Annotated in this window: 21 protein-coding genes; 12 read left to right on the forward strand and 9 right to left on the reverse strand. The window is 62.9% G+C overall.

Features of this window, described 5'->3' with window-relative positions; all coding sequences use genetic code 11:
• The first annotated feature begins 6 nt into the window (after positions 1-6).
• From rfaD to Q0P52_RS06300, 4 genes are all read left to right on the forward strand, one after another.
• The gene (rfaD, locus tag Q0P52_RS06285; protein ID WP_293760227.1) at positions 7-1,008 is read left to right on the forward strand and encodes an ADP-glyceromanno-heptose 6-epimerase; all 1,002 of its coding nucleotides are present in this window, start codon (positions 7-9) and stop codon (positions 1,006-1,008) included.
• A gap of 137 nt (positions 1,009-1,145) precedes the next feature.
• Positions 1,146-2,060 (forward strand): cysteine synthase CysM, encoded by a 915-nt coding sequence (cysM, locus tag Q0P52_RS06290; protein ID WP_293813682.1) that lies wholly within the window; start codon positions 1,146-1,148, stop codon positions 2,058-2,060.
• Between the two features lie 233 nt (positions 2,061-2,293).
• Positions 2,294-3,457 (forward strand): cell division protein ZapE, encoded by a 1,164-nt coding sequence (zapE, locus tag Q0P52_RS06295; protein WP_293760223.1) that lies wholly within the window; start codon positions 2,294-2,296, stop codon positions 3,455-3,457.
• Positions 3,458-3,563: 106 nt separating this feature from the next.
• Complete coding sequence (locus Q0P52_RS06300) at positions 3,564-5,411, forward strand: DUF3857 domain-containing protein (RefSeq protein ID WP_293760221.1); 1,848 nt, start codon at positions 3,564-3,566, stop codon at positions 5,409-5,411.
• Between the two features lie 192 nt (positions 5,412-5,603).
• Here Q0P52_RS06300 and Q0P52_RS06305 read toward each other — a convergent pair whose 3' ends face one another.
• The 5 genes from Q0P52_RS06305 to Q0P52_RS06325 form a co-directional block, all read right to left on the reverse strand.
• Complete coding sequence (locus tag Q0P52_RS06305) at positions 5,604-6,143, reverse strand: DinB family protein (RefSeq protein WP_293760219.1); 540 nt, start codon at positions 6,141-6,143, stop codon at positions 5,604-5,606.
• Positions 6,144-6,249: 106 nt separating this feature from the next.
• Positions 6,250-6,813, reverse strand: coding sequence for an elongation factor P (efp, locus tag Q0P52_RS06310; protein ID WP_293760217.1), 564 nt, complete (start codon positions 6,811-6,813; stop codon positions 6,250-6,252).
• A 57-nt stretch (positions 6,814-6,870) separates the two neighbouring features.
• Positions 6,871-8,013, reverse strand: coding sequence for an elongation factor P maturation arginine rhamnosyltransferase EarP (gene earP / locus Q0P52_RS06315; protein ID WP_293760215.1), 1,143 nt, complete (start codon positions 8,011-8,013; stop codon positions 6,871-6,873).
• A gap of 98 nt (positions 8,014-8,111) precedes the next feature.
• Positions 8,112-9,452, reverse strand: coding sequence for a glutamine synthetase family protein (locus Q0P52_RS06320; protein ID WP_293760212.1), 1,341 nt, complete (start codon positions 9,450-9,452; stop codon positions 8,112-8,114).
• A gap of 17 nt (positions 9,453-9,469) precedes the next feature.
• Positions 9,470-9,622, reverse strand: a complete 153-nt coding sequence (locus Q0P52_RS06325) for a hypothetical protein (protein WP_293760210.1) — start codon at positions 9,620-9,622, stop codon at positions 9,470-9,472.
• Between the two features lie 201 nt (positions 9,623-9,823).
• On the opposite strand from Q0P52_RS06325, the gene Q0P52_RS06330 reads away from it, so the two are divergent.
• Positions 9,824-13,129 (forward strand): DUF748 domain-containing protein, encoded by a 3,306-nt coding sequence (locus Q0P52_RS06330; RefSeq protein ID WP_293760208.1) that lies wholly within the window; start codon positions 9,824-9,826, stop codon positions 13,127-13,129.
• A 125-nt stretch (positions 13,130-13,254) separates the two neighbouring features.
• Entirely contained in the window at positions 13,255-16,119 is a 2,865-nt protein-coding gene (locus Q0P52_RS06335) for an adenosylcobalamin-dependent ribonucleoside-diphosphate reductase (protein WP_293760206.1), read from the forward strand.
• 171 nt (positions 16,120-16,290) lie between these two features.
• Here Q0P52_RS06335 and Q0P52_RS06340 read toward each other — a convergent pair whose 3' ends face one another.
• Both Q0P52_RS06340 and Q0P52_RS06345 read right to left on the reverse strand, forming a co-directional pair.
• Entirely contained in the window at positions 16,291-16,917 is a 627-nt protein-coding gene (locus tag Q0P52_RS06340; protein ID WP_293760204.1) for a response regulator transcription factor, read from the reverse strand.
• 328 nt (positions 16,918-17,245) lie between these two features.
• The gene (locus tag Q0P52_RS06345; protein WP_293760202.1) at positions 17,246-17,968 is read right to left on the reverse strand and encodes an SDR family oxidoreductase; all 723 of its coding nucleotides are present in this window, start codon (positions 17,966-17,968) and stop codon (positions 17,246-17,248) included.
• A gap of 111 nt (positions 17,969-18,079) precedes the next feature.
• On the opposite strand from Q0P52_RS06345, the gene Q0P52_RS06350 reads away from it, so the two are divergent.
• The 4 genes from Q0P52_RS06350 to Q0P52_RS06365 all read left to right on the forward strand — a co-directional run bounded on the left by Q0P52_RS06350 (position 18,080) and on the right by Q0P52_RS06365 (position 22,333).
• Positions 18,080-18,967: a LysR family transcriptional regulator gene (locus Q0P52_RS06350; RefSeq protein ID WP_293760200.1), complete on the forward strand. Its 888-nt coding sequence runs from the start codon at positions 18,080-18,082 to the stop codon at positions 18,965-18,967.
• Entirely contained in the window at positions 18,964-20,205 is a 1,242-nt protein-coding gene (locus tag Q0P52_RS06355; protein WP_293760198.1) for an MFS transporter, read from the forward strand. Before Q0P52_RS06350 ends, Q0P52_RS06355 begins: the two co-directional genes overlap by 4 nt.
• 150 nt (positions 20,206-20,355) lie before the next feature.
• Positions 20,356-21,582, forward strand: coding sequence for a hypothetical protein (locus Q0P52_RS06360; protein ID WP_293760196.1), 1,227 nt, complete (start codon positions 20,356-20,358; stop codon positions 21,580-21,582).
• A gap of 49 nt (positions 21,583-21,631) precedes the next feature.
• Positions 21,632-22,333: an amino acid racemase gene (locus tag Q0P52_RS06365; RefSeq protein WP_293760194.1), complete on the forward strand. Its 702-nt coding sequence runs from the start codon at positions 21,632-21,634 to the stop codon at positions 22,331-22,333.
• 22 nt (positions 22,334-22,355) lie between these two features.
• Here the strand turns inward: Q0P52_RS06365 and Q0P52_RS06370 are convergent, their stop codons facing one another.
• Complete coding sequence (locus tag Q0P52_RS06370) at positions 22,356-23,327, reverse strand: succinylglutamate desuccinylase/aspartoacylase family protein (protein ID WP_293760192.1); 972 nt, start codon at positions 23,325-23,327, stop codon at positions 22,356-22,358.
• Positions 23,328-23,456: 129 nt separating this feature from the next.
• On the opposite strand from Q0P52_RS06370, the gene Q0P52_RS06375 reads away from it, so the two are divergent.
• A complete protein-coding gene (locus Q0P52_RS06375; RefSeq protein WP_293760190.1) occupies positions 23,457-24,359 on the forward strand; it encodes an ion channel in 903 nt (300 codons plus the stop codon).
• Positions 24,360-24,366: 7 nt separating this feature from the next.
• On the opposite strand, the gene Q0P52_RS06380 is transcribed toward Q0P52_RS06375, so the two are convergent.
• The gene (locus Q0P52_RS06380; protein WP_293760188.1) at positions 24,367-24,846 is read right to left on the reverse strand and encodes an Lrp/AsnC family transcriptional regulator; all 480 of its coding nucleotides are present in this window, start codon (positions 24,844-24,846) and stop codon (positions 24,367-24,369) included.
• Positions 24,847-24,984: 138 nt separating this feature from the next.
• On the opposite strand from Q0P52_RS06380, the gene phhA reads away from it, so the two are divergent.
• Positions 24,985-25,878, forward strand: coding sequence for a phenylalanine 4-monooxygenase (gene phhA, locus Q0P52_RS06385; RefSeq protein ID WP_293760186.1), 894 nt, complete (start codon positions 24,985-24,987; stop codon positions 25,876-25,878).
• Positions 25,879-26,070: the final 192 nt, after the last annotated feature.

Genomic DNA, 26,070 nt, shown 5'->3' on the forward strand with positions numbered 1-26,070 from the left:
TTTGCTATGACTATCGTGGTGACCGGCGCAGCCGGCTTTATCGGTTCCAACATCGTCAAGGCGCTGAACCAGCGCGGCATCACCGACATTATCGCGGTGGACAATCTCACCAGCGGCGACAAGTTCCGCAATCTGGTGGACTGTGAAATCGCCCACTATCTGGACAAGCATGATTTCCTCAATCTGCTGCTGGAAGGCGAGTTCGAGGGCGAGATTTCCGCCATCCTGCATCAGGGCGCCTGCTCGGACACCATGAATCATGACGGCAAGTACATGATGGACAACAACTACCAGTACACACTGGCCTTGTTCGATTACTGCCAGCATGAAGAAATCCAGTTTCTGTTCGCTTCCAGCGCCGCCACTTACGGCAAGGGCACGGTGTTCAAAGAGGAGCGCCAGTACGAAGGCCCGCTCAATGTGTATGGCTACTCCAAGTTCCTGTTTGATCAGGTGCTGCGCCAGCGCATGAAAGAAGGCCTGAGCGCCCAGGCAGTGGGTTTCCGTTATTTCAATGTCTACGGTCCGCAAGAGCAGCACAAGGGCCGCATGGCCTCGGTGGCTTTCCACAACTTCAACCAGTACCGCGAGCATGGCAAGGTAAAGCTGTTCGGCAGCAACGACGGCTGGGGCAACGGCATGCAGAGCCGCGACTTTGTCTCGGTGGAAGATGTGGTCAAGGTCAACCTGTACTTCCTGGACAATCCGGGCAAGAGCGGCATTTTCAATCTGGGCTCCGGTCGCGCCCAGCCCTTCAACGATGTGGCGGTGTCCACCGTCAACGCCTGTCGTCGCCATGAAGGCAAGCCGGCGCTGTCGCTGGACGAACTGGTGGCCCAGGGCGTCATCGAGTACATCGACTTCCCCGATGCGCTCAAGGGCAAATACCAGAGCTTCACCCAGGCCGATATTGGTCGACTGCGCGAGGCGGGCTACACCGACGCCATGCTGACGGTGGAGCAGGGCGTGGATCGCTATGTGGACTGGCTGATGTCGCGTCAGGGCTGATGCCTGCCGGCCCGGCTATCGGGCTGTCAAAGCATAAACCCCGCTTTCTAGCGGGGTTTATGCTTTTTGCGGATAAGGATTTCGAGTTATTTGATTAGATAAATCGGTTCGCTACGGCGGCTCGGACAGTTCGTATAATGACCGGCTGTTCAGGAGAATATACCGTGTTCAAGCATCTGGAAGACTTTGTCGGCCATACCCCGCTGGTGAAGCTGAAGCGCATGCCCGGTCAGACCAGCAATATCGTGCTGGTGAAGCTGGAAGGCAACAACCCCGCCGGCTCGGTGAAAGACCGTCCGGCCCTGTCCATGATCCGGCGCGCCGAGGCGCGCGGCGATATTCGCCCTGGCGACACGCTGATCGAACCGACCAGCGGCAATACCGGCATCGCGCTGGCGATGGCCGCCGCCATGATGGGTTACAAGCTGATCCTGATCATGCCGGAAAACTCTAGCGCCGAACGGGTGCAGACCATGCGCGCCTACGGCGCGGAAGTGGTGCTCACCCCCAAGGAAACCTCCATGCCGGGCGCCATCGATGAAGCGCACCGCTTGCGCGACCAGGGGCGCGGCGTCATCCTCGACCAGTTTTCCAACCCGGACAACCCGCTGGCGCATTACGAAACCACCGGCCCGGAAATCTGGGCCGACACCCAGGGCCGGGTCACACACTTCGTTTCCAGCATGGGGACCACCGGCACCATCATGGGCAACAGCCGTTTCCTCAAGGAAATGAATCCGGCGATTCAGATCATTGGCGTGCAGCCGGAAACCGGCAGCCAGATTCCCGGCATCCGCAAATGGGAAGACGCTTACCTGCCGAAGATTTGTGATTTCTCCCGTATCGACGATCTGCAATACGTGGGTCAGGACGAGGCGGAAGAAACGGCGCGCCGGCTGGCGAGGGAGGAGGGCATTCTGGCCGGCCCCTCGTCGGGCGGGGCGTTGGCGGTGGCATTGCGCCTGAACCAGCAACTGGAAAACGCCGTCATTGTGTCCATTGTTTGCGACCGGGGCGATCGCTATTTGTCTACCGGTTTGTTCCCCCTGTAACAGTCTGTCCGGGACGGCGCGCCGGGTGGCGCGACGCCGCCGGCAAGGCGCAAGCAGGGTTTCTTCGGCCAACCTCAGGGTTGGCCGAAGCGCTTTCTCCGCGCATCAAACCTGATGTCGCGCTGCAAAAAGGTTATGATTAGGCGATAAACGGCTGCCCGGCAGCCCATCATAACAACGCCTTGTCTCCCCCGCGCCGGGCCGGGACGGGCCTGACAGACAGTTCGCACATCATGTCCCAACATACCTTTTCGCCGGTAGACGGCAGCATGACCAGCCCCCGCGAGTGGTACCGGGCGGCCAGTGAAAAGCCCGGTTTCATTCATGATGCGGCGCAAGCCGCGGCGATTGATCAGCTGGACAAGCTGTGGCTGCAACTGGTGGACTTCAAATCCAAGCGCAACCGTTTTTTGGGCCGCAGCCTGCGTAGCCCGGAGGTGCCACGCGGCCTGTATTTCTGGGGTGGCGTGGGGCGCGGCAAGAGTTTTCTCATGGATGCCTTCTACGCCTGCGTGCCTTATCGCCGCAAGCGTCGCATCCACTTCCATCACTTCATGGCCGAGGTGCACCGCGAGTTGCGCGCGCTGGCCGGCAGCAAAGACCCGTTGCTGGCCTATGCTGACAAGATTGCCCGCGAGACGCGCCTGCTCTGCTTTGACGAATTCCACGTCAGCGACATCGCCGACGCCATGATGCTGGGACGTTTGCTGACTGCGCTGTTCGAGCGCGGCGTGGTGCTGGTCACCACCTCCAACTACGCGCCGGACAACCTCTACCCCAATGGCCTGCAGCGGCAAAACTTCCTGCCCACCATCGAACTGATCAAGCGCGAGCTGAACATTCTCAATGTGGACGGTGGGACGGATTATCGTCTGCGCGAGCTTACCCGCGAGCCCCTGTTCATGGTGCCGGCCAGCGCCGATACCGAGGCGCGCATGCTGGGCATGTTCAACCGGCTGAGCCACGATATGGGTAGCGAACCAGGCCACATCGAGGTGCTGGGGCGCAAGATACCGGTCAAGCGGCAGGCGCCAGGCGTCATCTGGTTCGAGTTTGCCGCCATTTGCGACGGCCCGCGCGCGCAGACGGACTATCTGGAAATCGCCACCGAATTCCATACCGTTTTCATCAGCAACATACCCAGACTCACGGCCAAGGATGCATCCATCGCACGGCGGCTCACCTGGCTGGTGGATGTGTTCTACGACAATCGCGTCAAGCTGGTGGCGTCCGCGGCGGTGGACATCGACGAGGTCTATACCGACGGCGTGCAGGCCAGCGAGTTTTTCCGCACAGCCAGCCGCCTGACCGAAATGCAGTCCACCAGTTATCTGGAGCTGCCGCACCAGTCCGCCGGTGAAACCCACGATCAACCACCGTCCGGCGTGGTGCTGTAATTCACGCGCTCGCCCGTATCGATGCGACACAAGGCCCGCGCAAGGCGGGCTTTGTTTTTTTCCGGCCTCGCGCCACAATGATGACCTTTGCATTGCGGGGAAACCCATGTCCGCGTTCACCTTGTCCGGTCGTCTGGCCGCGCTGGCTTTCTGCTTCGGCCTTGTTCCCGCATTCGCGCATCCGGTGTACCTCAAGGATCATTACGATATCCGCCTTGCCGCCGACGGCACGGAAGAGTGGGAGCATGAACGGCTAGTGAAGCTGCCCACCCGGCAGGATGTGCTGGATTTCGGCCAGTGGCCGCTGGACTTCAACGCCAGCACGGAAACATTCGATGTGGTGGAGGCTTATACCTTGCTGCCTGATGGGCGCAAGGTGCCGGTCGGTCCGGACAATATCCACGAGCAACTGCAGGCCGAAGCGCAGAACGTACCAGCCTTCAACGACATGCACACCCGCATCGTGGTGTTTCCTGCGCTCGCCGAAGGCGCCAGCATTTACCTGAAGACCCGCTACAAGGTACGGGAACCCTTGTTTGACGGACAGCACTCCATCGCCCTGAATTTTGACCCGCGTCGCCGCACGCAGGAGAGCAGCGGCATTTTGCGCGCGCCTGCAGGAATCAATCTGCGCGTGGCGGCACGGGGTGTGACGCTGACGCACAGCGTGAAGGGCAATGAACAGAGCTGGAGCTGGTCGCTGGCGCAGGACAGCGATGTTTTCGACTTCAACCCGGACTACACGGTGGATACGCGCGACTTCAGTCGGCAGATCGTCGTCAGCTCCATGAGTGACTGGCCGACGCTGGCGCGTCTTTACCATGAGCGCACGCTGGACAAGTCCCGCCCTTCCGATGAGGTGCGGCAACTGGCAGCTGATATCGTCGGCAAAACCACCGACCGTCGCGAGCAGGCGCGCCTGCTGTATCAGTGGGTGAGTCAGAACATCCGCTATGTGCAGGTGTACATCGAGGACGGCTATTACATTCCGCACAGCGCGGACGAGGTGATGCGCAACCGTTACGGCGATTGCAAGGACAAGGCGGTACTGCTCAAGGCGCTGCTGGCGGCGCAGGGCATCGACAGTTCGCTGGTGCTGTTGCAGTTGGGCGAGCGCTATGCGCTCGGGCCGTTGCCGGCGATAGACAGTTTCAACCACGTCATCCTGTATTTGCCGGAGTGGAAACTGTACGCCGACGCCACCGAAGGCTACCTGCCCTTTGGCGTACTGTCTGTGGCCAGTCAGGACAAACAGGTTTTGCATGTGGACGATGGCCTGGGCCTGCAAACCTTGCCGCCCACGCGTCCGGAGGAAAACCGTTTTCTCACCGAAACCCGTCTGACCGTGGCGCCGGACGGCGGCATTGAAGGGTCGGTTTCCACGCGCATGTGGGGATCTCCCAGCGCCGGTCTGCGCCAGGTTGCGGATCAGCCCACGCTGGAAACGCGTAGCCGCATTGTCCAAGGCGTGTTGGAGCAGGCTGGCGCCACCGGGCGCGGGCAGTGGAGCGCGCTGTCGCCGCCGGGGCTGGATCACGGCGACTTTGCCACTCGCATCGATTTTTCGCTGGATCAGAAAGCCGATCAGGACAGCTTCTGGACCTTGCCGCATTTGGGCATCAGCCGTTATTTGCAGCAGCAGTTGGGTGGTTTGATCACTCAGAAGCCCCAATCGGTGCCCTTGCTGTGCACGCCGGCGGTGATCGAGGAGAAGATGGAGGTGCGTTTTCCGCCGGACTGGCAGGTAGGGCGTTTGCCGCGCGCGGAAAACGTGACGGCAGGACAGTCGCGCTTCAGTTCCAGCTTTGTCATGGATGAGAAGAATCATGTGCTGCACGCCAGCTGGAGCGTATTGTTCCAGCCGGAAGGCAATACCTGCTCCAGTAAACTGCTGGACAGTCTGAAGCCGATGACGCGGGCCTTGATGCGCAAGGATGTGATCGAGCTCTTGTAAGAGCTATCCCTTGTCGTGCAGAACAAAGGCTATCCGGAAGATAGCCTTTGCCTTTGCTGTGCCGCCGGTTCGGCGGCAGGACGTATGGAGCCGATCACAAAACCTGGCAATGAGCCTGAGCCAAGCGCGCCGATGCCGGCCGTGCACGGCGAGCGGCAAGCGGCAAGCGCGCAGCGCCAGGGGGAGCGGATCTTAGCCCGGCACATCTTCTATCAGCGCGATCAGGTCGGTCACGCCAAGGTCCTCGCCAAACTGGCTCAGCAAGGTACTGGCCTGGCCGCGATGGTGGGTCTGGTGATTGAAGAAATGCGCCAGCAGGCCATGGAAGGGTTTGCATTGCGCCAGGCCGCGGGTGTTGTGGTAAGCGAGGGCGCGATCAAGATGCGCTTCGGTCAGTTGGGCCGTCATGGCACTGATCAGGGCGTCCAGCTCGGCGCGGCGCTTGCGCAGTTCAAGCAGTGTTGCGCATTGGCGCTCATTCAGTGCTTGCGGTTGAGGCAGTCCGTCCAGTCCCGCCAGCGCCGGCAATCCGTCCGGGTGGCGGGCAAAGCGCTTCAGCCACAGGGTATCGCCCACCACAATGTGGTTCAGCGTATCGAACAGGCTGCCAAAGAAAGCGCCGGTGTCGCGCATGAGATCGTCTTCGGCCAACCTTGCGGCGGCGGCATACAGCTTGTCGTTCATCCAGCGGTTGTAGTCCGCCAGCAGGCGGAGGTGTTGCAGTCGGTTCATGTCGGCGCGTCCCGGAGGGTGGTCGCATCATCATAACCATGTCGCGGACTGGCGTGTAAAACAAAAAGCGGCCCCTTGGGGCCGCTTTTTTCGAATCAGGAGGCGATCAGGCGCGCTTCTTGAATTCGCCGGTGCGGGTATCGATTTCGATCTTTTCGCCGGTGTTGACGAAGGCCGGAACCTGCACTTCGAAGGTGGTGCCTACCAGCTTGGCCGGCTTCAGTACCTTGCCGGAGGTGTCGCCGCGCACGGCCGGTTCGGTGTATTCCACTTCGCGGATCACGGTGGTGGGCAGTTCCACGGAGATGGCCTTGCCGTCGTAGAAGGTTACCTGGCAAACGTCTTCCATGCCGTCAACGATGTAGTTGATGGTGTCGCCCAGGTTGTCGGCTTCCACTTCGTACTGGTTGAACTCTTGGTCCATGAACACGTACATCGGGTCGGCGAAGTAGGAGTAGGTGCAATCCTTGCGGTCCAGAACCACGACGTCGAACTTGTCGTCGGCGCGGTATACGGTTTCAGTGCCGGCGCCGGTCAGCAGGTTCTTCATCTTCATCTTCACGACGGAAGCATTGCGGCCGGACTTGCTGAATTCAGCCTTCTGCACGACCATCGGGTCGTTGCCTACCATGAATACGTTGCCAGCGCGGAGTTCTTGTGCGGTTTTCATTGCTTGTAAAGTCCCAAACTCTTGATTGAACTCGGAAATCAGTTTCCGAAAAACGGGCTATTCTAGCCCGGATTCCATGAATTGCACCAGTCGCGCGCCCAAATCCCCGCCTTCCAGCAGCGTTTCGGGCCATTCGGTGCTGTATCGCCGCCACTCGGGCAGCCATGGCGCCAGCTTGCGCCAGGCGTCCGCCGCGCCCGCGCCGAGGTTCCAGGCGTGGCTGAAACCGCGGATAGCGTCGGCCATGCCGGCGGGCATGCCGGCGCAGTAGTGTGACAAAAAGGCATCAAGTTTGATCAGATGCGCATCTTCGTCCTGCTTGTAGATATGCCAGGCCAGCGGCCGCGCCGCCCATTGCGCGCGAACGAAACTGTCTTCGCCGCGCACAAAATTGAAATCGCACGACCAGAGTGTGAGATCGTAGCCGTCCTGGTCGGTCATGGGCAGCACGTGCGCGGTGAGCGCGCCGCGCCTCAGGTGCTGGCCTGCCTGCAAAGGTTGGCCGAAGAAACGCGATACATCGGCCAGTGCCTTGCCTTCCGGCACCATGCAGCTGACAGGCTGCTCGCCTGCAGCCCATAGCGACAGCAGTTCCCCGATGGCGGGGTTTTCATAGGCAAACAGGCTGACACGCCATTCACCCGCTTGTTTTTCCGGGATGTCGAACATCTGCCAGAAGGCTTTTTGCGCCAGCGGGTCTTGCTGCCAGCGCCGGCGTGTTTCCATCAGGCCGTCTTCGCAGAGCAGACCGCCGGTGTCGGCGGTGAAGCCCGGGAAGAAAAAGCGCTTGACCAGCGGCAGCCGTGGGTGGGGGGAAGGCATGCGGTGGCAGCCGCTGACCCAGTCTTCGGCCGACAGGTATTCCAGGTTGATCCACTGCGGGGCTGGGCTTTGCGTCGCCATGGCGGCTTCCACCGCATGCGGCAGGCGGCAGCCGAAGGCTTCAATCACCACATCCGCCGGCTGGTAGTCGGCAAAGCTGTCTTCCGCGCGCCAGCGACGCACGGCGATGTCGTCCAGCGTTTGCTGGTCGGCATGCTCCTCCAGCAGCGGTGCGATGCGCTCGAAGCTGGCCAGATCATCCACCCATAGCCGCACTGGATAGCCGAAGTCGTGCGCCAGCCGGCGCGCCAGCCGCCAGGCAACGCCAATGTCGCCGTAGTTGTCGATGACGGTGCAGAAGATGTCGATGGATTTCATGGCAAGCCTGGCCGGGGAGAGTGGCGCGCAGCATAGCACGCGCCGCGCTTGTGCCGGCCGGAAACCGCCGTGGGCGGGTGCCGGCGCGGCGGTGGGCTTTAGACGTTGAGCAGCAGGAAGCGGCGTTCCCACGGGCTGATCACATCAAAGTACTCGCGGTATTCCGCTTCCTTGATGGCGCCGTAGGTGCGGATGAAATGTTCGCCGAAGATGTCGGCCAGCGGTTGGCAACGCAACAGCATGTCGATGGCGTCGTCGAGGTGGCGCGGCAACTGGTGCGGTTGTTCGTAGGCGCTGCCGGTCAGCGGGTCGGATGGTTTCAGGCCCTGTTTGATGCCGAGGTAGCCGCAGGCCAGGCTGGCGGCAATGGCCAGGTAGGGGTTGACGTCCACGCCGGCAAGGCGGTTTTCCACCCGGCGCGCCTCCGGGCCGGAGTGGGGCACGCGCAGGCCGCAGGTGCGGTTGTCGAAGCCCCAGGACAAATTGATGGGGGCCGATGTATAGCGCGACAGGCGGCGATAGGAATTCACGAAGGGTGCGAAGAAGGACATCGCCGCCGGCAGATAGGTTTGCAGGCCGCCGATGAAATGGTAAAAGGCGTTGGATGGCTGGCCGTCGGCCAGGCTGAAAATATTGCGGCCATCGGCCTTGTTCACCACACTTTGGTGCAGGTGCATGGCGCTGCCGGGCTGGCCTTGCATGGGTTTGGCCATGAAGGTGGCGTACATGCCGTTGCGGATGGCCACTTCGCGCACGGTGCGTTTGAACAGGAACACCTGGTCGGCCAGCGCCAGTGGGTCGCCATGGTCCAGATTGATTTCCATCTGGGCGGTGCCCATTTCGTGGATCAGGGTGTCCAGCGCCAGACCCTGGGCTTCGCACCAGTCGTACATCACATCGAAAATATCGTCGTATTCGTTGACCGCGTCGATGGAGAAGCTCTGCATGCCGGCCTCGGTGCGCTTGGTGCGGCCGACCGGTGGTTTGAGCGGGATGTCCTCATCGGCTTCCATCTGCACCAGATAGAACTCCATTTCCGGCGCGACCACCGCGTCCCAACCTTCGTTTTCATACAGCTTGATGATGCGCTTGAGTACGTTGCGCGGCGAGAGATCGGCCGGGGTGCCGTCAAAGTGCACGCAGTCGTGGATGATCTGCGCGGTGGGCTCCTTGTTCCATGGCACCGGGCGTACCGTGGCGGGGTCCGGAATCAGGCGCATGTCCGGGTCGGCGGCGGCTGTGAAGTCTTCTTCCGGGTAGTCGCCGGTGACGGTCATGCACAACACGGCTTCCGGCAGGCGCAGGCCTTCCTGCGGGTTGTACTTGTGGCGCGGCACGATTTTGCCGCGCGCCAGTCCGGTCATGTCCGGAATCAGGCATTCCACTTCGGTGATGCGATTGTCGTCCAGCCACTGGTTGATCTGTTGAGCGCTGTTCATAAATCCTCGGTATTGCGTTACGGGTGCGCGCCGGAGCTGGTGTCGCGGCGGGCGTGGTTGAGCAGGGTGTTGCGGCGCCGGGCCTGCAACAGAAAGACGGGGCGGTCGTCCAGGCCGGCGATGGGCTCGGTGAGACGGGGCTGACGGATAAGCCGGGCAACAGGGAGCAAGCGCTTCTCTTTGAAAATGCGGGTTGAGACGGCGAGCTAGCCGTGACTTCATCCTAGAGGGGGACGTATGGCTGGACAATGTCTTCATACGCCGCGCGGCGGCGAGTGTTGATGGAAGACAACAGCCATCGCCCGGATAGGTCTATAACAGGCATTGGTAAAACAGTTAAAATAGCGTTTCAAAGATAGCTATAAGACATTATGGATTCTGTTAGCACGCCACATCCCGAATCTCCAAAGAAAACGCCAAGTTTCCGCTGGAAGCGCTGGCTGGCGGCCATCGCCATCTTCATCGCGCTGCTGTTCGCTTTTCTGGCCGGCATTGCGCCGGGGATGGCGCAGCGGGCGGCGGCGGACTGGGCGCGAGGCATCGGCCGGCAGCTGACGCTGGGCGAGGTGAGCATCCACCCGTGGAGCATGACGGTGGAAGTGAAGGCGCTCAAGTTGGCCGAAGGCGATGGCAAGCCGCTGTTTTCCGCCGATCGTGTATTTCTCGACGCTACGCCGAGGGCCTTGCTGATCGGGCGCTGGCAAGCGGCGGAATTCAGCGTCGACAAGCCGCAGCTGTGGGTGGAGCGGGACGATAAGGGCGAGTGGAACTGGGCGCGCTTCATCAAGGACGCCAGCGGCTCGCCCAAGGCCAAAGAGGCTGACGACAAGGCCATGCCGCGCCTGTTGCTGGAGTCGTTCCGGCTGCGACAGGGGGCGGTTTATCTGCACGACAAGCTGGCGGATCCGGATGGCAGCTTCCGCGTGTCGCCGCTCAATATCGCTCTGACGGACGTGTCCACCTTGCCTGAGGCAGGCGGCGTCAAACTGCACGCCGGCTTGCAGGACGGCACCCGCTTTGACTGGAAGGGCAGCCTGGAGCTGCAGCCGCTGCGCTCTTCCGGCGATATCAGCATGGTTGGCCTGAAGCTGGCCACGGTATGGGATTACATCAAACCCAGTCTGAATCTGGACAGCCCCAAGGGCGAGCTCAGCGCCAGCGTGCGCTACCGTTTCGACATGAGCGGCAAGGCGCTGCAACTGACGCTGGACCCCTTCAGCGCCCAGCTCAAGGGGCTGGAAGCGCACGCGCCCGGCACCCGTCATGAACTGGTGTTGCCGACCCTGCAGGTGAGCGGCGGCAAGTTCGATCTGGCCAGCCATAGCGTCAATATCGCCAGCGTCGCGCTCAACGGCGGCCGGCTCGACGCCCGGCGCATGGAAAATGGCGTCATCGACTGGCTGGCGGCCGTGCCTGCCGGCAAGTCGGCACCGTCGCAGGCTGATAGCAAGCCCTCTCCCTGGCGCGTCAAGGTGGATGCCATCCGCCTGAGCGACTGGCATTACCGGCTGGAGGACGCGCATTTTGCCGGCCCCCTGGCCATAGAAACCGAATTGCCGTTGTTGCAAGCGGGCTTCTCGCTGACGCCTGAAGCCGGCTTCAGTGTGGACAAGCTGTCCGGCGAACTGAAAAACCTGCAACTGGGCCGCAGCGGCCAGAACGCGCCCTTGCGGCTGGCCAGCCTCAAGTTGGGCCCGTCGCGCATCAGTCAGAAGGATGTGGAGATTGCGCCGGGCGAGGTGACGCTGGCAGGGCTGCAAGCCGATGTGCGGCGGGAACGCAACGGCGCGGTGAATCTGGCCGAGCTGTTCAAGCAGAACGCCGCGCCGGCCAAGGCGGCGGGCGGTGCCGGCCAAAGCGACGCCAAACCCGGCTGGAAACTGAAATATCCGCTGGTAACGCTGGCGGACAGTGGCGTCAGCTGGACTGACCAGACATTGCCGCGCCCCGTCACGTTTGCCCTGAAGGGCTTGGGCGGCAAGCTGCTGGCCAAGGAGCAGGGCCCGCTGGACGTGCAACTGGACGGCATGCTGGAAACCGGCAAGCTGTCAGGACATTTCAGCCTTGATCCCGCCTCCGGCGCGGTGAAAGGCAAACTGTCCACCAACCAGGTGCCGCTGGCGCCGCTGGCACCCTATGGTTTGTCCGGCACCCCGCTGCGCATGGCGGGCGGACTGCTTTCGGCCAACCTTGATATCGACTCCGCTCGCTCTGCCTGGAAAGTGGCTGGCGACGTCGGCATCACCCAACTCAGCGTGATGGAGCCCGGGCAGAAACTGCCCTTGCTGGGCTGGCGCAGCCTGAAGGTGGATGGCCTCGCCTTGCAGGCCAACCCGCTGAAGGTGGCGATTCGCGATATCCGTCTGGAAGAGCCTGTGGCGCGCGTAATTCTGGATCAGCAGCGTCAGCTCAACTTCCAGAAAATCTTCGCCGCCCGCGCCGCCGGCAAGCCCGCTGCGCCGGTCAAGCCGGCCGCCGCCGCGCCGCTGCCGCCGGTAGAGGTGCGCAGCGTGCACATGAACCGCGGCCGGGTGGAGTTTGCCGACCAAAGCATGAACCCCAATTTCCGGGCCCTGATGCACCACTTGCGCGGTTCGGTGCAGGGTTTGTCGACCCAGCCCGGCCGCAAGGGCACGGTGACGCTGAACGGCGATGTGGACCAGTATGGCGACGTGCGCGTGCGCGGGGCGCTGGCGCCGCTGGCCGTCACGGACGATACCGACATTACCCTGTCTTTCCGCAATATTCCGCTCAGCACGCTCAACCCCTATTCCACGACTTTTGCCGGCTGGCGCATCAATGACGGTCGCCTGACGGTGGATCTGCGCTATCTGCTGGAGCATCGCCAGCTGAAGGGCGAGAACCGTGTGGTGCTGGACACCCTGCAACTGGGCGAAGAGGTGCCGGACTACAAGGGCACCCGCCTGCCCTTGCGGCTGGCGGTGGCCTTGCTGGAGGACAGCGACGGCCGCATTGACCTGGATCTGCCGGTCAGCGGCAGCCTAGACGACCCGCAGTTCAGCTACGGGCAAATCGTGTGGAAAGCGGTAGTGAATGTGGTCACCAAGATCGTCACCGCGCCTTTCCGCGCGCTGGGCGCGTTGATTGGCGGCGACGGCTTCGACAACATCTACTTCGTGCCGGGCGAGGCCAGCGTTACCCCGCCGGAACGCGAAAAGCTGGAGAAAGTGGCCGGAGTGATGAGCAAGCGCCCCAAGATGATGCTGGAGCTCAGCGGCGGTTACGACGCGAGCGTTGACGGCAAGGAGCTGGCGCGCGCCCGCATCGATGCGGCGGTACTGAAGTCGGCGGGTCGCAGCCTGCTGCCGGGAGAACCGCTGCCGGTGCCGGATCTTGCCGATCCGGCCATGCTGTCGGCGCTCAAGACGGTGTATGCGGAGCGCATCGGCCGCATCAAGCTGATGAGCCACACGCTGAACCCCACCGGACCGAGCGGCGCGGCGCTGGCCAAGATCCTGCGCGCGGAGCTGATCTCCAACGAGAAAGTAGACGAGGCGGCTTTGCAGGCGCTGGCGCGGCAACGGGCGGAAAACGCGCGGCGAGTGATGATGCGGAATGACAACACTCTGGGCGAACGCATCAAACTGGCTGATCCGGTGAAAAACCGCGCGGAACGGGACGGCGTACCCTTGGGGATCAAGCTTTCCGGCAAGTAGGCAAAAATCCCGCTTGATATGTGTCAACGAACGGCGTAACTACATGTAGTGTAATACGCCGTTTTCTATTGCACATATTGTGTGGATAATTGGCGTTCAATCTTGAAGAACAATGGGGGAAGCAGATGAAACGGGAACAAGGCGCGGCCATGCTTGAGCAGGACATCTCGCGCGAGGTGCTGCTGGAGAAATACGCCAAGGGTGGCGAACAAAGCGTGGACGAAGTGCGCCAGCGCGTGGCCAAGGCGCTGGCTGCGCTGGAAAAGGACCCGGCCCGTTTCGAGCCTCTGTTTTTTGAAGCGCTGGACAATGGCTTCATTCCCGGCGGCCGCATCAACTCCGCTGCCGGCACCGATCTGCGCGCCACGCTGATCAATTGTTTCGTGCAGCCGGTGGGCGACTCGGTGTCCGAACCCTCGCGCGGCAAGGTGGGCATTTACGAAGCGCTGCTGCAGGCGGCGGAAACCATGCGCCGCGGTGGCGGCGTGGGTTACAACTTTTCCCGCATCCGTCCCAAGGGCGCGCGGGTGAAAGGCACCAATAGCCGTGCCTCCGGCCCGGTGTCCTACATGCGCGTGTTTGACCGCAGCTGCGAAACGGTAGAATCCGCCGGCGCGCGGCGCGGCGCCCAGATGGGCGTGCTGGACGTGAGCCATCCTGACGTGGAGGATTTCATCCACGCCAAGGACAAAGGCGATCTGCGCAATTTCAATATTTCGGTGGGCGTGTCGGACGATTTCATGCGTGCGGTGGAAGCGGATGGCGATTGGCAGCTGACCCATGAGGTGGAACCGGCGACCGAGGCTTTCCCCGGCCACTTTCAGCGCGACGACGGCCTGTGGGTGTACCGCACCGTGCGCGCCCGCGATCTGTGGCGGCAGATCATGGATTCCACCTACGACCACGCCGAGCCCGGCGTGCTGTTCATGACCCGCATCAATCAGGACAACAATCTGTCCTACTGCGAGGTGATCGAGTCCACCAACCCTTGCGGCGAGCAGCCGTTGCCGGACTACGGCTGCTGCGATCTGGGGTCGGTCAATCTCACCAAGTACGTGCGTCAGCCTTTCGGCGCCAAGCCCAGCTTTGATTTCAAGGCTTTTGAAAGCGTGGTGCGCATGTCGGTGCGCATGCTGGACAACGTGCTGGATCTGACCGTCTGGCCCTTGAAGGAACAGGAAAACGAAGCGCAATCCAAACGCCGCGTCGGCCTGGGCTTCACCGGGCTTGGCGACGCGCTGATCATGCTGAAGATTCGCTACGACAGCGAAGAAGGCCGTCGCTTTGCCGCACGCATCTCTGAAAGCATGCGCGACGCCGCTTACGACGCCTCGGTGGATCTGGCCATCGAAAAAGGTGCGTTTCCGCTATTCGACGCGGACAAATACTTGGCCGAGCCGCATTGCGCCAGCCGTTTGCCGGAGAGCATCAAGCAGCGCATCCGCAAGCATGGCATCCGCAATTCGCACCTGCTGTCCATCGCGCCCACCGGCACCATTTCGCTGGCCTTCGCCGACAACGCCAGCAATGGCATCGAACCGCCTTTCTCCTGGTTCTACACCCGCAAAAAGCGCATGGCGGACGGCGGCAGCCAGGAATACCTGGTGGAAGACCACGCCTATCGCGTCTATCGCATGCAGGGCGGCGATACCCAGGCCTTGCCGGAGTACTTTGTCTCCGCGCTGGAAATGAGCGCGCTGGATCACATGCGCATGGTGGCGGCGGTAGCCCCTTTCATCGACACCGCCATCTCCAAGACGGTGAACGTGCCGGCCGATTATCCGTTTGCCGATTTCGAAACCCTGTATCTGGAAGCCTGGCGCAACGGCCTGAAGGGCATCACCACGTATCGCCCCAACAGCGTATTGGGTTCGGTGTTGTCGGTAGAGCCGGCCAAGGAAGCCAAGGAGGCGCCGCAGGATCTGTCCGCCAGCCAGGATGGCGACCCGGACCGCCGCATCACCCTGAACACCACGCCCAGTCCGGCGCTGGCCAGCCTCAAGTGGCCCAACCGGCCGAAACTGAAAGAGGGCAACCCGTCCTGGACCTATATGGTGGAAGGCGCGGCCGGCGACTTTGCCGTGGTGGTGGGCCATGTGGAAAACGGCCATCTCACCCCGTTCGAGTGCTGGGTCAACGCTACAGAGGAACAGCGCGGCCTGGGCGCCATCGCCAAGACCCTGTCCATGGACATGCGCTGCCGCGATCACGCCTGGCTTGCCGCCAAGCTGGACGCGCTGTCCCACACCAACGGCGACAAGCGCTACGCCTTCGAGCTGGGCGACAAGACGGTGTACGCCACCTCGGCCGCCGCTGCGCTGGGGCAGGTAGTGCGCCATCGCGTGGCCCAGTTGGGCGCGCTGGAGAAGGACGAACATGCGCCTACGCCGGTGATGGACGCGCTGTTTGCCCGCAAGGAACCCAAGTCGGGCACCGACGGCACCATGAGCTGGTCGGTGGATGTGGGTAATCCGCAAACCGGCGATGATTTTGTCCTGTTCCTGAAAGAGCTGGTGTTGCCCAACGGCAAGCGCCGCCCGTATTCAGTATGGCTGGCGGGCAGCTACCCGCGCGAGCTGGACGGTCTGTGCAAGATGCTGAGCCTGGACATGCGCGTGATCGATCCGGCCTGGATCGGCATGAAGCTGCGCAAGCTCTTGAGCTATGCCGAGCCGCAGGGCGACTTCTTCGCTCGCACGCCGGGTTCTGAGAAGTCGCAAAGCTGGCCCTCCACTGTCGCCTATATGGCGCAGCTCATGATCCACCGCTACGCCATGCTGGGCGTGCTGACGGAAGAGGGCGTGCCGGTAGAAGAGATGGGGGTGATGGTGCCGGAGCAGAGCGATCTGTTCAGCGCCGACCTGCCCGGTGTGGCCACGCTGAAGCAAGTGGCCGGCAAGCCTTGTCCGGAGTGCGGCAATCACGCGCTGATCAAGAAGGATGGTTGCGAATTCTGCACCGCCTGCGGTCACGTTGGCGCCTGCGGCTGAGCGCCTTCGGCCCACCCGGCTGTCCGGGTTGTCGCTCCGCGGCGGTCTGATGCGCGGCTGCAAACAGAAGAGCCCTGTCGGAGCAAACCGGCAGGGCTTTTGTTCATGCGTGGCGGGGCTGGCGTTTTGGCGCCCTCTCAGGCGGGGCCGGTGGATGCCGGCCGCACCGGCTCACACCAGATTGTTGCTGCGGGCGAAGTCAGTCAGCTCCACCACATTGCTGATGCCGAGTTTTTCGAAGATGTTCACCTTGTAGGTGCTCACCGTCTTGTTGCTGATGAACAGCCGCTCGGCGATATCCTTGTTGGACAAGCCCTGCACCAGGTGCTGCAGCACGGAGAGTTCACGGTCGGACAGCTTGTTGATTCGCGTGTCTTGCGTCTTGCCGTCTTCCATCTTGATGCCGGCCACCACGCCGCGCGGGAAGAAGCTGTAGCCGGCCATCACCACATCGGCGGCGGACACTACCGAGCCCAGATCGCGGGTCTTGCTGACGTAGCCGTCCGCGCCCGCCTGCATGGAACGCGAGGCGTAAACCGATTCATCGTGAGCGGACAGCACCAGCATCTTGGTGTCCGGCTGCTGGGTTTTCAGCCGCTTGATGAGGTCCAGACCGCCGATGCGCGGGATGTTGAGGTCCACCACCATCAGGTCCACCCGGTTCTCGCGCATGGTCTCGATGGCGGATTGGCCGTTGTCGCAATCGGCCACCACCTTGTACTTGCCCGAGGATTCGAGCACTGACTTCACTGCCAGGCAGATCGCCGGGTGATCATCGACAATAACGACGTTTTTCATTTTCCACTCCAGAAATGTCGGAACAATAGCCTGCCCGGAACGGGGTGATGGCTGGATAGCCGCTACTGCAAGTCAGTATCCGGGTTGGGCCAGCAGGGCCGGCGTCTTGACGCGCGCCGGCTGTTTCTGTCTGGCGTTGCTCATTTTATGGGGTGGGAAAAAACGATGTTGATACAAGCTCTGTTGTAAATTCTGATTTTTGTTGAACAAAATTCTTACAGCAGGCTGTGAAGGAAGAGGATTATTTTCATTTTTTGCCGCAGTGCAAAAAAAGGATGTCCGAGAAAGACATCCTTTTTGCGTTGTAGCGACGCGGAAAATCAGTGCATCAGGCCGGCTGACCGGTAGCCGCCAGCACGATTTCGCGCACGCAGACGTTTTGCGGTTGCTGGTAGGCGTAGGCGATGGCGCTGGCGATGTCGGTGGCCTTGAGCACGCCGCCCATGCCTTCCTTCCATTCTTCGTAGCCTTGCTTGATGCCCTCGTCGCTGGTGTGGCTCAACAACTCGGTTTCCACCGCGCCCGGGGCGATGGTGATGACGCGCACATTATGGCCGGCCACTTCTTCGCGCAGGTTTTCCGAGATGGCGTGCACGGCGAACTTAGTGCCGCAGTAGGCCACGTGGTTGGGGAAGGTCTTGCGGCCCGCGATGGAGCTAATGTTGATGATGGTGCCGCTCTTGCGCGCCACCATGCCGCCCAGCACGGCGTGGATGCCGTTGAGCAGACCCTTCACGTTGACGTCCAGCATGCGCTGCCACTCGTCAGGGTTTTGCTTGGCCATCTCGCCCAGCAGCATCACGCCGGCGTTGTTGACGATGGCGTCGGCCGGGCCGAAGCGCTGTTCAGCTTCCTTGATGGCGGCCTGCATGGCGACGGCGTCGGTTACATCGACGGCGCGGCACAGGGTGCTGGGCAGGTTCAAGGCTTCCAGGCGTTCCAGCCGGCGGGCCAGCAGCAGCAGCGGGTGGCCTTGCGATGACAAGAGACGGGCGGTGGCTTCGCCGATGCCGGAGCTGGCGCCGGTAATGATGATCAGCGGTTTGTTCATGATTAACTCCTGAAATAGTGTTTGCAGATGGCTGAGAGCTTGGCACGAGTGTATTCTTGATAGTTATCGCTGAAAAATGCTTTGTTTCTGTTGCAGGCATCGAAAAAAACTATGGATAGTCGTCAGCTCAAGGCTTTTGTCGCCGTGTTCGAGGAACGCAACATTACCCAGGCCGCCCAGCGCTTGTTCATTACCCAGCCCACGCTGTCGGTCACCATCCGTCAGCTGGAAGACATGCTGGGCGCCCCCTTGTTTGTGCGGCAGCCGCGCGGCGTGGCTGTGACGGAGGAGGCGCGCTTGTTCTACCCGCAGGCGCGCAAACTGCTGGATCAGATGGAAAGCGTCAGCAGCCTGTTTCGCGAACGGCGCAGCTGCGAACCCATGCTGCTGGGCGTGGATGGCGACATCGCGCCGTCGCGCTTGAGCCGCATCCTGCGGCTGGCGAGGCAGCGGATACCCGGCTTGTTGTTGAGTGCCGAGCCGGGTTGCGTGGGGGACGCGCGCGTGGCGCCGGAAGACCTGCGCTGCGAGGACGATTTGTTCCTGCCCTTGTGGGAGGAGCGTTTCGTGCTGGCCGTGCCGGCGCAGAGCCCGCTGGCGGGGCTGGCGGAGGTGGACCTGGCCGCGCTGGGGCAGGAAGACTGGATTACCTGCCCGGGGCATGAGTCGCACCAGCGGCTGCTGGCCATGCATGGTGAAAACAGTCGCGGCGTGATGCTTGCGGCAAAAGCCGGCAGCCTGGCGCTGGCGGCGCGGATGGTGGAGGCCGGTTGGGGCGTGGCCTTGTTGCCCGCAACTTTGCTGGAAGAGCTGGGCGGCGTTTGCGGCGTGCCTGCCGCCGGGCCGCAACTGACGCGGCGGATCGGGCTGTGCTACGCCGCGCAGGCGCTGGACAAACCCGTGGTGGCTCGCCTGCACGCGCTGTTGGCCGACGAGGCCTTGTCTGGCGCGCTGTCTTCGGCCAACCTTGACGATTCCGTCCCCCGGAGCAAGGCATGAATCCCCTGACACCCGCGCGTGAGCGCCGCTTGTTGTGGCTGCTGGCGCTGACGCAGTTCACCATCATCATGGACTTCATGGTGATGATGCCGCTGGGCCCGCAAATCATGCGCGCTTTCAGCATCTCTCCCGCCGCCTTCGCCACGGCGGTGTCTGCTTATTCCTGGTGTTCCGGCCTGTCCGGCCTGTTTGCCACCGCCTATATCGACCGCTTTGATCGTCGCAAGCTGCTGCTGGTGATTTATGGCCTGTTTGCCGCCAGCAATCTGTTGTGCGCGCTGGCGCCCAACTTCCACCTGCTGTTGTTTGCCCGTGCTTTTGCCGGCCTCACCGGTGGGGTGATGGGCTCCATCGTCATGGCCATTGTCAGCGATGTGGTGCCGCCGCAGCGACGCGGGGCGGCCACCGGCGTGATCATGACGGCCTTTTCGCTGGCGGCGATTGCCGGGGTGCCCGCCGGCATCGTGCTGGGCGCGCATTATGGCTGGTCCACGCCGTTTTTCCTGTTGGTGGTGCTGTCGGTGTTGATCTGGGGACTGGGCGCGAAGCTGGTGCCGCCGCTGGCCGAGCACTTGTCGCGCGGCGTGCCGCCGCTGTCGCGCGTGCTGCCGGATTTGCTGGAACTGTTTCGCACGCCCGGCCATCAGCGGGCTTTCCTGCTGACGGCGCTGGTGATGGTGTCGCACATGATGGTGATCCCCTTCATCTCGCCGGTGCTGGTGGCCAATCACGGCATCGAGCCGCAGCAAATTTCCTGGATTTACATGGCGGGCGGCGCGGCCACCTTTTTCACCTCGCGCGCAATTGGCCGCATGGCGGACCGCTTCGGCAAACATCGGGTGTTCCGCGTCATGGCGCTGGTATCCATGGCGCCGGTGCTGCTGGTGACCCATCTGCCGGATTGGCCGTTCTGGGCGCTGGTGGCGTTTTTCCCCTGCTTCATGGTGGCGGTGTCCGGCCGCATGATTCCCATGCAAGCCCTGATTACCACCGTGCCGGAGCCGCGTCACCGCGGCGCTTTTCTCAGTGTCAACAGTGCGGTGCAATCCATTTGCAATGGCTGCGGCGCCTGGCTGGGCGGTTTGCTGCTGAGCAGTGGCGGCGGTGGCCGCATTCTGGGCTATGGCGAGAACGGGCTGTTTGCCGTGGCGCTGGTGGCGGTGGCGATGTGGTGGATAGGGCGGGTGGCGGCGTTTGACGCCGGCGCCGAGCCGGCACTGTCCGTACCTGCCGACTGATGCGCATGCGCGTTAACAGGCTGGCATCCTCGCTATGCCGTCGTCCTGCCGCCGTCGCCTTTGGCCCGGCGGTTTTGTTTTGCCCGCAAGCGGCAACAAGACGCCGGCGTATCCGGCTGGCATGATGTGGGTTTTGCCCGGGAGCCCGCCATGTCCGCCACTTCGTCAAAGCCCGCCAGCGCGGCCGCCCTGGCCGAAGCCGAGCGCTATGTGATTTTGCGACGCGCGGCGGCAGACGATCCGGACATACGCACAGACGCGCTGGCCGCGCTGGCCGGCGTGGCGGAGGCGGATCTGCCTGCCTTTTTGTTGCGCCATGCTCAGGCGGATGAGGCCGGCTGGCGACGCGGCCTCCGCACGGCGGCGCTGTGGCAAGGCTTGTGCGGTGGCAGCATGCCAGCCGAGCCCGGTATGGACGACGACTGTATGGCTACCTTCGGCATGACTGCGGCCGAGCTGGCCCGTCTTGGCGAGCGGCCGCAGTTTCGCCTCCGCCTGCCTGCCGCCTATCGCCTGGAGCCGGCGCTGGATTACCACGGGCGCGACCCGGCCGGCCCGGCCGAGCGGCGAGAGGGGTGCAGCCTGCGCAAGGCCCTGTGGCTGGCGGGCGAGCCCTTGGTGCTGATGTTGACTTTGGCCGAAGGCGAGGCCGTGGTGGCGGTGGAGGGCGCGGGGGCGTCGCGCTGGGGCGAGGTGATGCCGGAGGCGCATCGGACAGTCTGTCGCATGCTGGGCCTGGGCGCGGGACATGCCGCCTGGCGGGCGCTGGCTCGGCGCGAACCATTGGCGGCGCGGCTGGACGAGATGGGCCCGCCGCTGTGGCTGCCCTTGGCCGCATCGCCGTGGGAGGCCTTGTGCTGGGCCATTATCGGGCAGCAGATCAATCTGGCTTTCGCCACCCGCTTGCGGGCGGTGCTGATCGAGGAAGCCGGACAACCGGCGGGAGACAGCGGCCTGATCGCTTTCCCAACGCCGCAGCAAGTGGCGGCGCTGGAGGGCGAAGCGCTGACGCGCCGGCAGTTTTCCCGCAGCAAGGTGAAGTATCTGTTGTCGGCGGCCGAGGCGGTGGCCAGCGGTGGGCTGGCGCTGGATGCGCTGGCGGAAGGCTCTGCCGAAACGGCGGAGCGGGCCTTGCTGGCCTTGCACGGCGTGGGGCCGTGGACGGCGCATTACCTGATGATGCGCGGCCTGGGTTTTGCCGATTGTGTGCCGGTGGGCGACAGCGGCCTGTCTGCTGCCTTGCAGCGTTTTTACGACTTGCCGGCGCGACCGGACGCGCGGGAAACCGCGCGACTCATGCAGCCGTTTTCACCCTGCCGCAGTCTGGCCACCGCCTTGTTGTGGCAGTCGCTCAGCCCGCAGGGGCTGAATGGTTGAGGAGGGGCGGGGCGGCGGACCAGCGTGCTGGCGACTCGAGGAAGGACACATGAGGAAGATCGGATTGGTGGGCGGGCTCAGCTGGGTGTCCACGCTGGATTACTACCGCTATGTGAACGAAGGCGTAAACGCCGCGCTGGGCGGCTTGGAGTTTGCCGAATGCCTGGTCTACTCGGTCAATTTCAACGCTATCCAGCGGCATGGCTGGGATGACTGGGACAATACCTTCGCCGTCTTGCTGTCTGCCGGCCAAAGCCTGAAAGCCGGCGGCGCGGAAGCCATCGTGCTGTGCGCGAACACGGCCCATATGTGCGCGGAGCGCCTGCAGGCGGCCTTGGCGCTGCCGGTGATTCACATTGCCGAAGCCACCGCGCGGCGCGTGGCGGAACAGGGCTTGCGCACGGTGGCCTTGCTGGGCACGCGCTACACCATGGAACTGCCCTTTTTTCATGAGGTGTTGCAGGCCCACGGCATCCGGGCCCTGACCCCCGCAAGACAAGAAACACGTGATTTCATCCAGCACACGCTGAAAGAAGAGCTGGGTCGGGGCCTGACGTTGCCGGCCACCCGGACGGCCTATCTCGAGATCATTGACGAGCTGCTTGCGCGCGGCGCGCAAGGCGTGGTGTTCGGCTGCACCGAGTTGCCCTTGCTGTTGTCGCCGGCGGACATCGCCGTGCCGGTGTTCGACACCACGCGCCTGCACGCCGAGGCGGCGGTGGATTTTGCGCTGGGGCGCGCCGGCCGCTGAGCTTGCAGCAGCCGGCAGCGGGTCAGGCCAGGCGCGCGCTGCGTCGCGCCAGATAAAACCATTCCTGCCCGGTTTGTGCCTTGGGGTTGGGAAACACGATACAGCCGTCGTCTATGGCCAGCACTGGCGTACCGTCGTGGCGCAGGCCGATCTGTTCCCCCTTGCGGATGGGGTCGAAGCTGGCGAAGGCGCGCACAAAACTGTCGTCGTCGTGCAGCTTGTCCACCACCTCGTACAAGGACAGCGTTTCGATATCCGCCACCAGCGGGGGTGCGGTTTCATCCACCATGCCCAGATGGGCCAGGGTGTTGCGGATGGCCTGATAGGCCACGTCCGGCGCTTGCGGGTCCTGATGCTGGCCGCACTCCAGCGTCAGCGCCCAGCCGCCTTGCGCGCGCATGAATTCCGTCGTGCCCACGCCGTAGCGGGCGTCGGTGTTGAGCTGGGCCTGGCGGCCGCCGCCGTCGCCAAACAGCGCCACCCGGCGCTCCACGCCCAGCGCGTAAGTGGACAGCCATCCATCCATTAGCCGCGATACGCCCAGGCGCGCCGCCAGCGCTTCCTCCTTGGCCGCGTGGCGGAAGGGCTCCAGCGGGCCATCGTTGTTCTGCGGGCCCATGAAGGCGAACGCCACGCCGGGCGACTGGAAGGAGTGCAGGTCCAGCAGTACCTCGTGCGCGGCCAGCAGCGGACACAGCCAGTTGGCCACGTGATCTTCGAAATCCTGTGGCGCATCGGTGGGGCTGAGGTTGCGATTGAGGTTGCGATCCGCGCCGCGCTGGCCAAGGTTGTAAGCACGGGTATTGGTGACTGGCACCAGCGTCAGGCTGCCTTTGGCAAGGCGGACATCGCCTTGGTCCAGTTCTGCGATCAGGCGGCGGATGCCGTGGCTGCCGCAGGTTTCATTGCCGTGCACAGCCCCCAGTACGATCAGGCGGGGCCCGCTTTGCGTGGCGGCGTAATGGACGGATTTGAAGGTTTCAGGAAGGCTCATGGCGCGGTCCGGCTCTGTGGGGGAAGCTTCCATTGTGCCGTGGGCCACCTTGGCGGGCAATGCGCCGGCCACGGGTGGTTGACGGAGCAGGACGGGCTTTTCACAATCGTCCGCTCAGGGAGATACAACATGAAAACGCGATATCAGGCCCGGCGGGTGAATGTGGGGGACCGGGACATTTTCATCCATCGGCTGCCCAGCGGCCTGGGGCACGACCTCTATCACTATGCGATGACACTGAGCTGGCCGCGTTTTTACCTGGCCATCGGCGGCTTGTTCCTGCTGCTCAATACCGTGTTCGCCACCTTGTACGCCTTGCAGCCGGGCAGTATCGCCAACCAGTTTCCAACCGGCTTCTGGGGCGGTTTCTTCTTCAGCGTGGAAACGCTGGCCACGGTGGGCTACGGCGACATGCACCCGCAGACCCTGTATGCCCATGTGGTCAGCACGCTGGAAATCTTTCTTGGCATGATGAGTATTGCGCTGGTGACCGGGGTGACCTTTTCGCGTTTTTCGCTGCCGCGCTCGCGCATCGTGTTTTCGCAGAACCCTGTGGTGCGCAGGCTGGATGGCCGGCCCACCCTGATGCTGCGCGCCGCCAACGCCAGGCAGAGCTATATCGTGGACGCCGACGCCCAGCTCAATCTGCTGGTCAACCATGTCACGCCGGAAGGGCTGCGCATTCGCCAGCTGAAAGACCTCAAGCTGCAGCGGCGGCACCATCCCTTGTTTGTGCTGAGCTGGACGCTGATGCATGTGATCGACGAGCACAGCCCGCTGTACGGCATGTCGGCCGAAGAGATGGCGCGGAAGGGCTGCTCGTTCATCCTGTCCATCAGCGGCATGGACGACACTACCCGCCAGACCGCGATGGGCCGACATCTGTTCAGCCATGGCGATATCCGCTGGAACCACCGTTACGCCGATTTGCTGGAAACCGATGACGCCGGTTTCGATCACGTGGACTTCGGCAAACTGCAGGAGGTGATGCCGTTGTCGGCGGAGGACGAGGGGGAGGCGCCTACCGGCTAGTCCCGCCTTAATCCGCCGCCTTGCCGCTGCGCACCGGCAATTTGCTGGTTTGCTTGATGGCGTCGAGGATGATGGTGGATTTCACGCTGCGAACGAGAGACAACTGCATCAGCCGGTTCATGACAAAGCGCGACAACGACGGCAGGTCTTCCACCACGATGCGCAGCAGATAGTCTGCTTCGCCGGCGGCGGCGTAGCATTCCAGCACCTCGGGCAGGCTGTCGATGGCCTGGGCGAATTCGCGCAGCGAGCTTTCGCTGTGGCGCTCCAGACTGACATGAGCGAAAGCCATCACCGACAGGCCGATGCTTTCCGGCGTGATGTTCACCTGGTAGCCCTGGATCACGCCGCTTTCCTCCATGCGCTGGATGCGCCGGCCAATTTGAGAGGCGGACAGCGGCACGCTTTGCGCCAGTTTCTGATGAGTGCTGCGGGCGTCTTGCTGCAAGGCTTGCAGAATCTGGTAGTCGAAGCGGTCTAATTCCATTGATGCGGCATCCGTGCGTGAACAAGGTTTGATTTGCATCAAGTATGCAAAGAAGGCGCTGAAAAGGCAAAACTTGCGGACCTGCCGCAAGCGGCGCGGGCTACACTCAAAGCATCAAACCCCACCGGATATCCCGCCATGAACGACCGCACCGATTTTGTCGTGCCGGACATCACCACCCGCAAGAATGCAGGGTTGAGCCATGACCCGCGCGACTTCACCCTGCCGCAGCCGCTAGACCGTTACACGGCGGAAGACCACGCCACCTGGGCCGCGCTGTACCGCCGCCAGAGCGAGTTGCTGCCTGGCCGTGCCTGTCGCGAGTTCATGGACGGGCTGGACAAGCTGGGCGTGGACGCCGACCGCGTGCCGGATTTCGAACGTCTCAACCAGCGCTTGGGGGCGGCTACCGGCTGGCGCATTGTTGCGGTGCCGGGGCTGATTCCCGACGATGTATTCTTCGAGCATCTGGCCAATCGCCGTTTTCCGGTGACCTGGTGGCTGCGCGAGCCGCATCAGCTGGATTACCTGCAAGAGCCGGACGTGTTTCACGATCTGTTCGGCCATGTGCCGCTGCTGATTGATCCGGTGTTTGCCGACTACCTGCAGGCTTACGGCAAGGGCGGCATGAAGGCCAAGGACCTGGGCTACCTTACCCAGCTGGCCCGTCTTTACTGGTACACGGTGGAATTCGGCCTGATCCGCACGGCAGAGGGCATGCGCATTTACGGCGCGGGCATTCTGTCCAGTAAATCCGAATCGGTATACTGCCTGGACAGCGCCAGCCCCAACCGGGTGGGTTTTGGTCTGCAGCGTTTGATGCGCACGCGCTACCGCATCGACACCTTCCAGAAAACCTACTTCGTCATCGACAGCTTCCAACAATTGTTCGACGCCACCGCGCCGGATTTCACGCCCATCTATCATCAGGTGGACGCCATGCCGACGCTGGGCGCCGGCGAAGTGGCGGCTGAGGATCTGGTGTACCAGACCGGCAATCGCGAGGGGTGGGCCGATACTGAGGATGTGTGAGCCTGAATGACCGGATGCCGTCAACTCTCGGCCTTCGGCCAACCTTCCAGCGCCAGCCCCAATAAGGGCGGCTGATAAACTCAGTGGCGCGGTTGAGGCTCTGTGCGCCGAGGCAGGCCGTACTCGGGTACGGCAAGGCGGCAGCGGGAGTGTTGTCAGCCGTTCTGCAAACGCCGTTCACTGGGGCAAGTG

Source organism: uncultured Aquitalea sp., from assembly GCF_945957525.1.
Taxonomy (GTDB): Bacteria; Pseudomonadota; Gammaproteobacteria; order Burkholderiales; family Chromobacteriaceae; genus Aquitalea.

Bases quoted from the DNA above. Each gene is read 5' to 3' on its own strand.
- Q0P52_RS06355 (WP_293760198.1), top strand. From the start codon at position 18,964: ATGAATCCCCTGACACCCGCGCGTGAGCGCCGCTTGTTGTGGCTGCTG.
- Q0P52_RS06360 (WP_293760196.1), top strand. From the start codon at position 20,356: ATGTCCGCCACTTCGTCAAAGCCCGCCAGCGCGGCCGCCCTGGCCGAA.
- Q0P52_RS06370 (WP_293760192.1), bottom strand. From the start codon at position 23,327: ATGAGCCTTCCTGAAACCTTCAAATCCGTCCATTACGCCGCCACGCAA.
- phhA (WP_293760186.1), top strand. From the start codon at position 24,985: ATGAACGACCGCACCGATTTTGTCGTGCCGGACATCACCACCCGCAAG.
- Q0P52_RS06350 (WP_293760200.1), top strand. From the start codon at position 18,080: ATGGATAGTCGTCAGCTCAAGGCTTTTGTCGCCGTGTTCGAGGAACGC.
- earP (WP_293760215.1), bottom strand. From the start codon at position 8,013: ATGAAATCCATCGACATCTTCTGCACCGTCATCGACAACTACGGCGAC.
- Q0P52_RS06305 (WP_293760219.1), bottom strand. From the start codon at position 6,143: ATGAACCGACTGCAACACCTCCGCCTGCTGGCGGACTACAACCGCTGG.
- Q0P52_RS06375 (WP_293760190.1), top strand. From the start codon at position 23,457: ATGAAAACGCGATATCAGGCCCGGCGGGTGAATGTGGGGGACCGGGAC.
- Q0P52_RS06330 (WP_293760208.1), top strand. From the start codon at position 9,824: ATGGATTCTGTTAGCACGCCACATCCCGAATCTCCAAAGAAAACGCCA.
- Q0P52_RS06335 (WP_293760206.1), top strand. From the start codon at position 13,255: ATGAAACGGGAACAAGGCGCGGCCATGCTTGAGCAGGACATCTCGCGC.
- Q0P52_RS06320 (WP_293760212.1), bottom strand. From the start codon at position 9,452: ATGAACAGCGCTCAACAGATCAACCAGTGGCTGGACGACAATCGCATC.
- Q0P52_RS06380 (WP_293760188.1), bottom strand. From the start codon at position 24,846: ATGGAATTAGACCGCTTCGACTACCAGATTCTGCAAGCCTTGCAGCAA.
- efp (WP_293760217.1), bottom strand. From the start codon at position 6,813: ATGAAAACCGCACAAGAACTCCGCGCTGGCAACGTATTCATGGTAGGC.
- Q0P52_RS06365 (WP_293760194.1), top strand. From the start codon at position 21,632: ATGAGGAAGATCGGATTGGTGGGCGGGCTCAGCTGGGTGTCCACGCTG.
- Q0P52_RS06300 (WP_293760221.1), top strand. From the start codon at position 3,564: ATGTCCGCGTTCACCTTGTCCGGTCGTCTGGCCGCGCTGGCTTTCTGC.
- rfaD (WP_293760227.1), top strand. From the start codon at position 7: ATGACTATCGTGGTGACCGGCGCAGCCGGCTTTATCGGTTCCAACATC.
- zapE (WP_293760223.1), top strand. From the start codon at position 2,294: ATGTCCCAACATACCTTTTCGCCGGTAGACGGCAGCATGACCAGCCCC.
- cysM (WP_293813682.1), top strand. From the start codon at position 1,146: ATGACCGGCTGTTCAGGAGAATATACCGTGTTCAAGCATCTGGAAGAC.
- Q0P52_RS06340 (WP_293760204.1), bottom strand. From the start codon at position 16,917: ATGAAAAACGTCGTTATTGTCGATGATCACCCGGCGATCTGCCTGGCA.
- Q0P52_RS06345 (WP_293760202.1), bottom strand. From the start codon at position 17,968: ATGAACAAACCGCTGATCATCATTACCGGCGCCAGCTCCGGCATCGGC.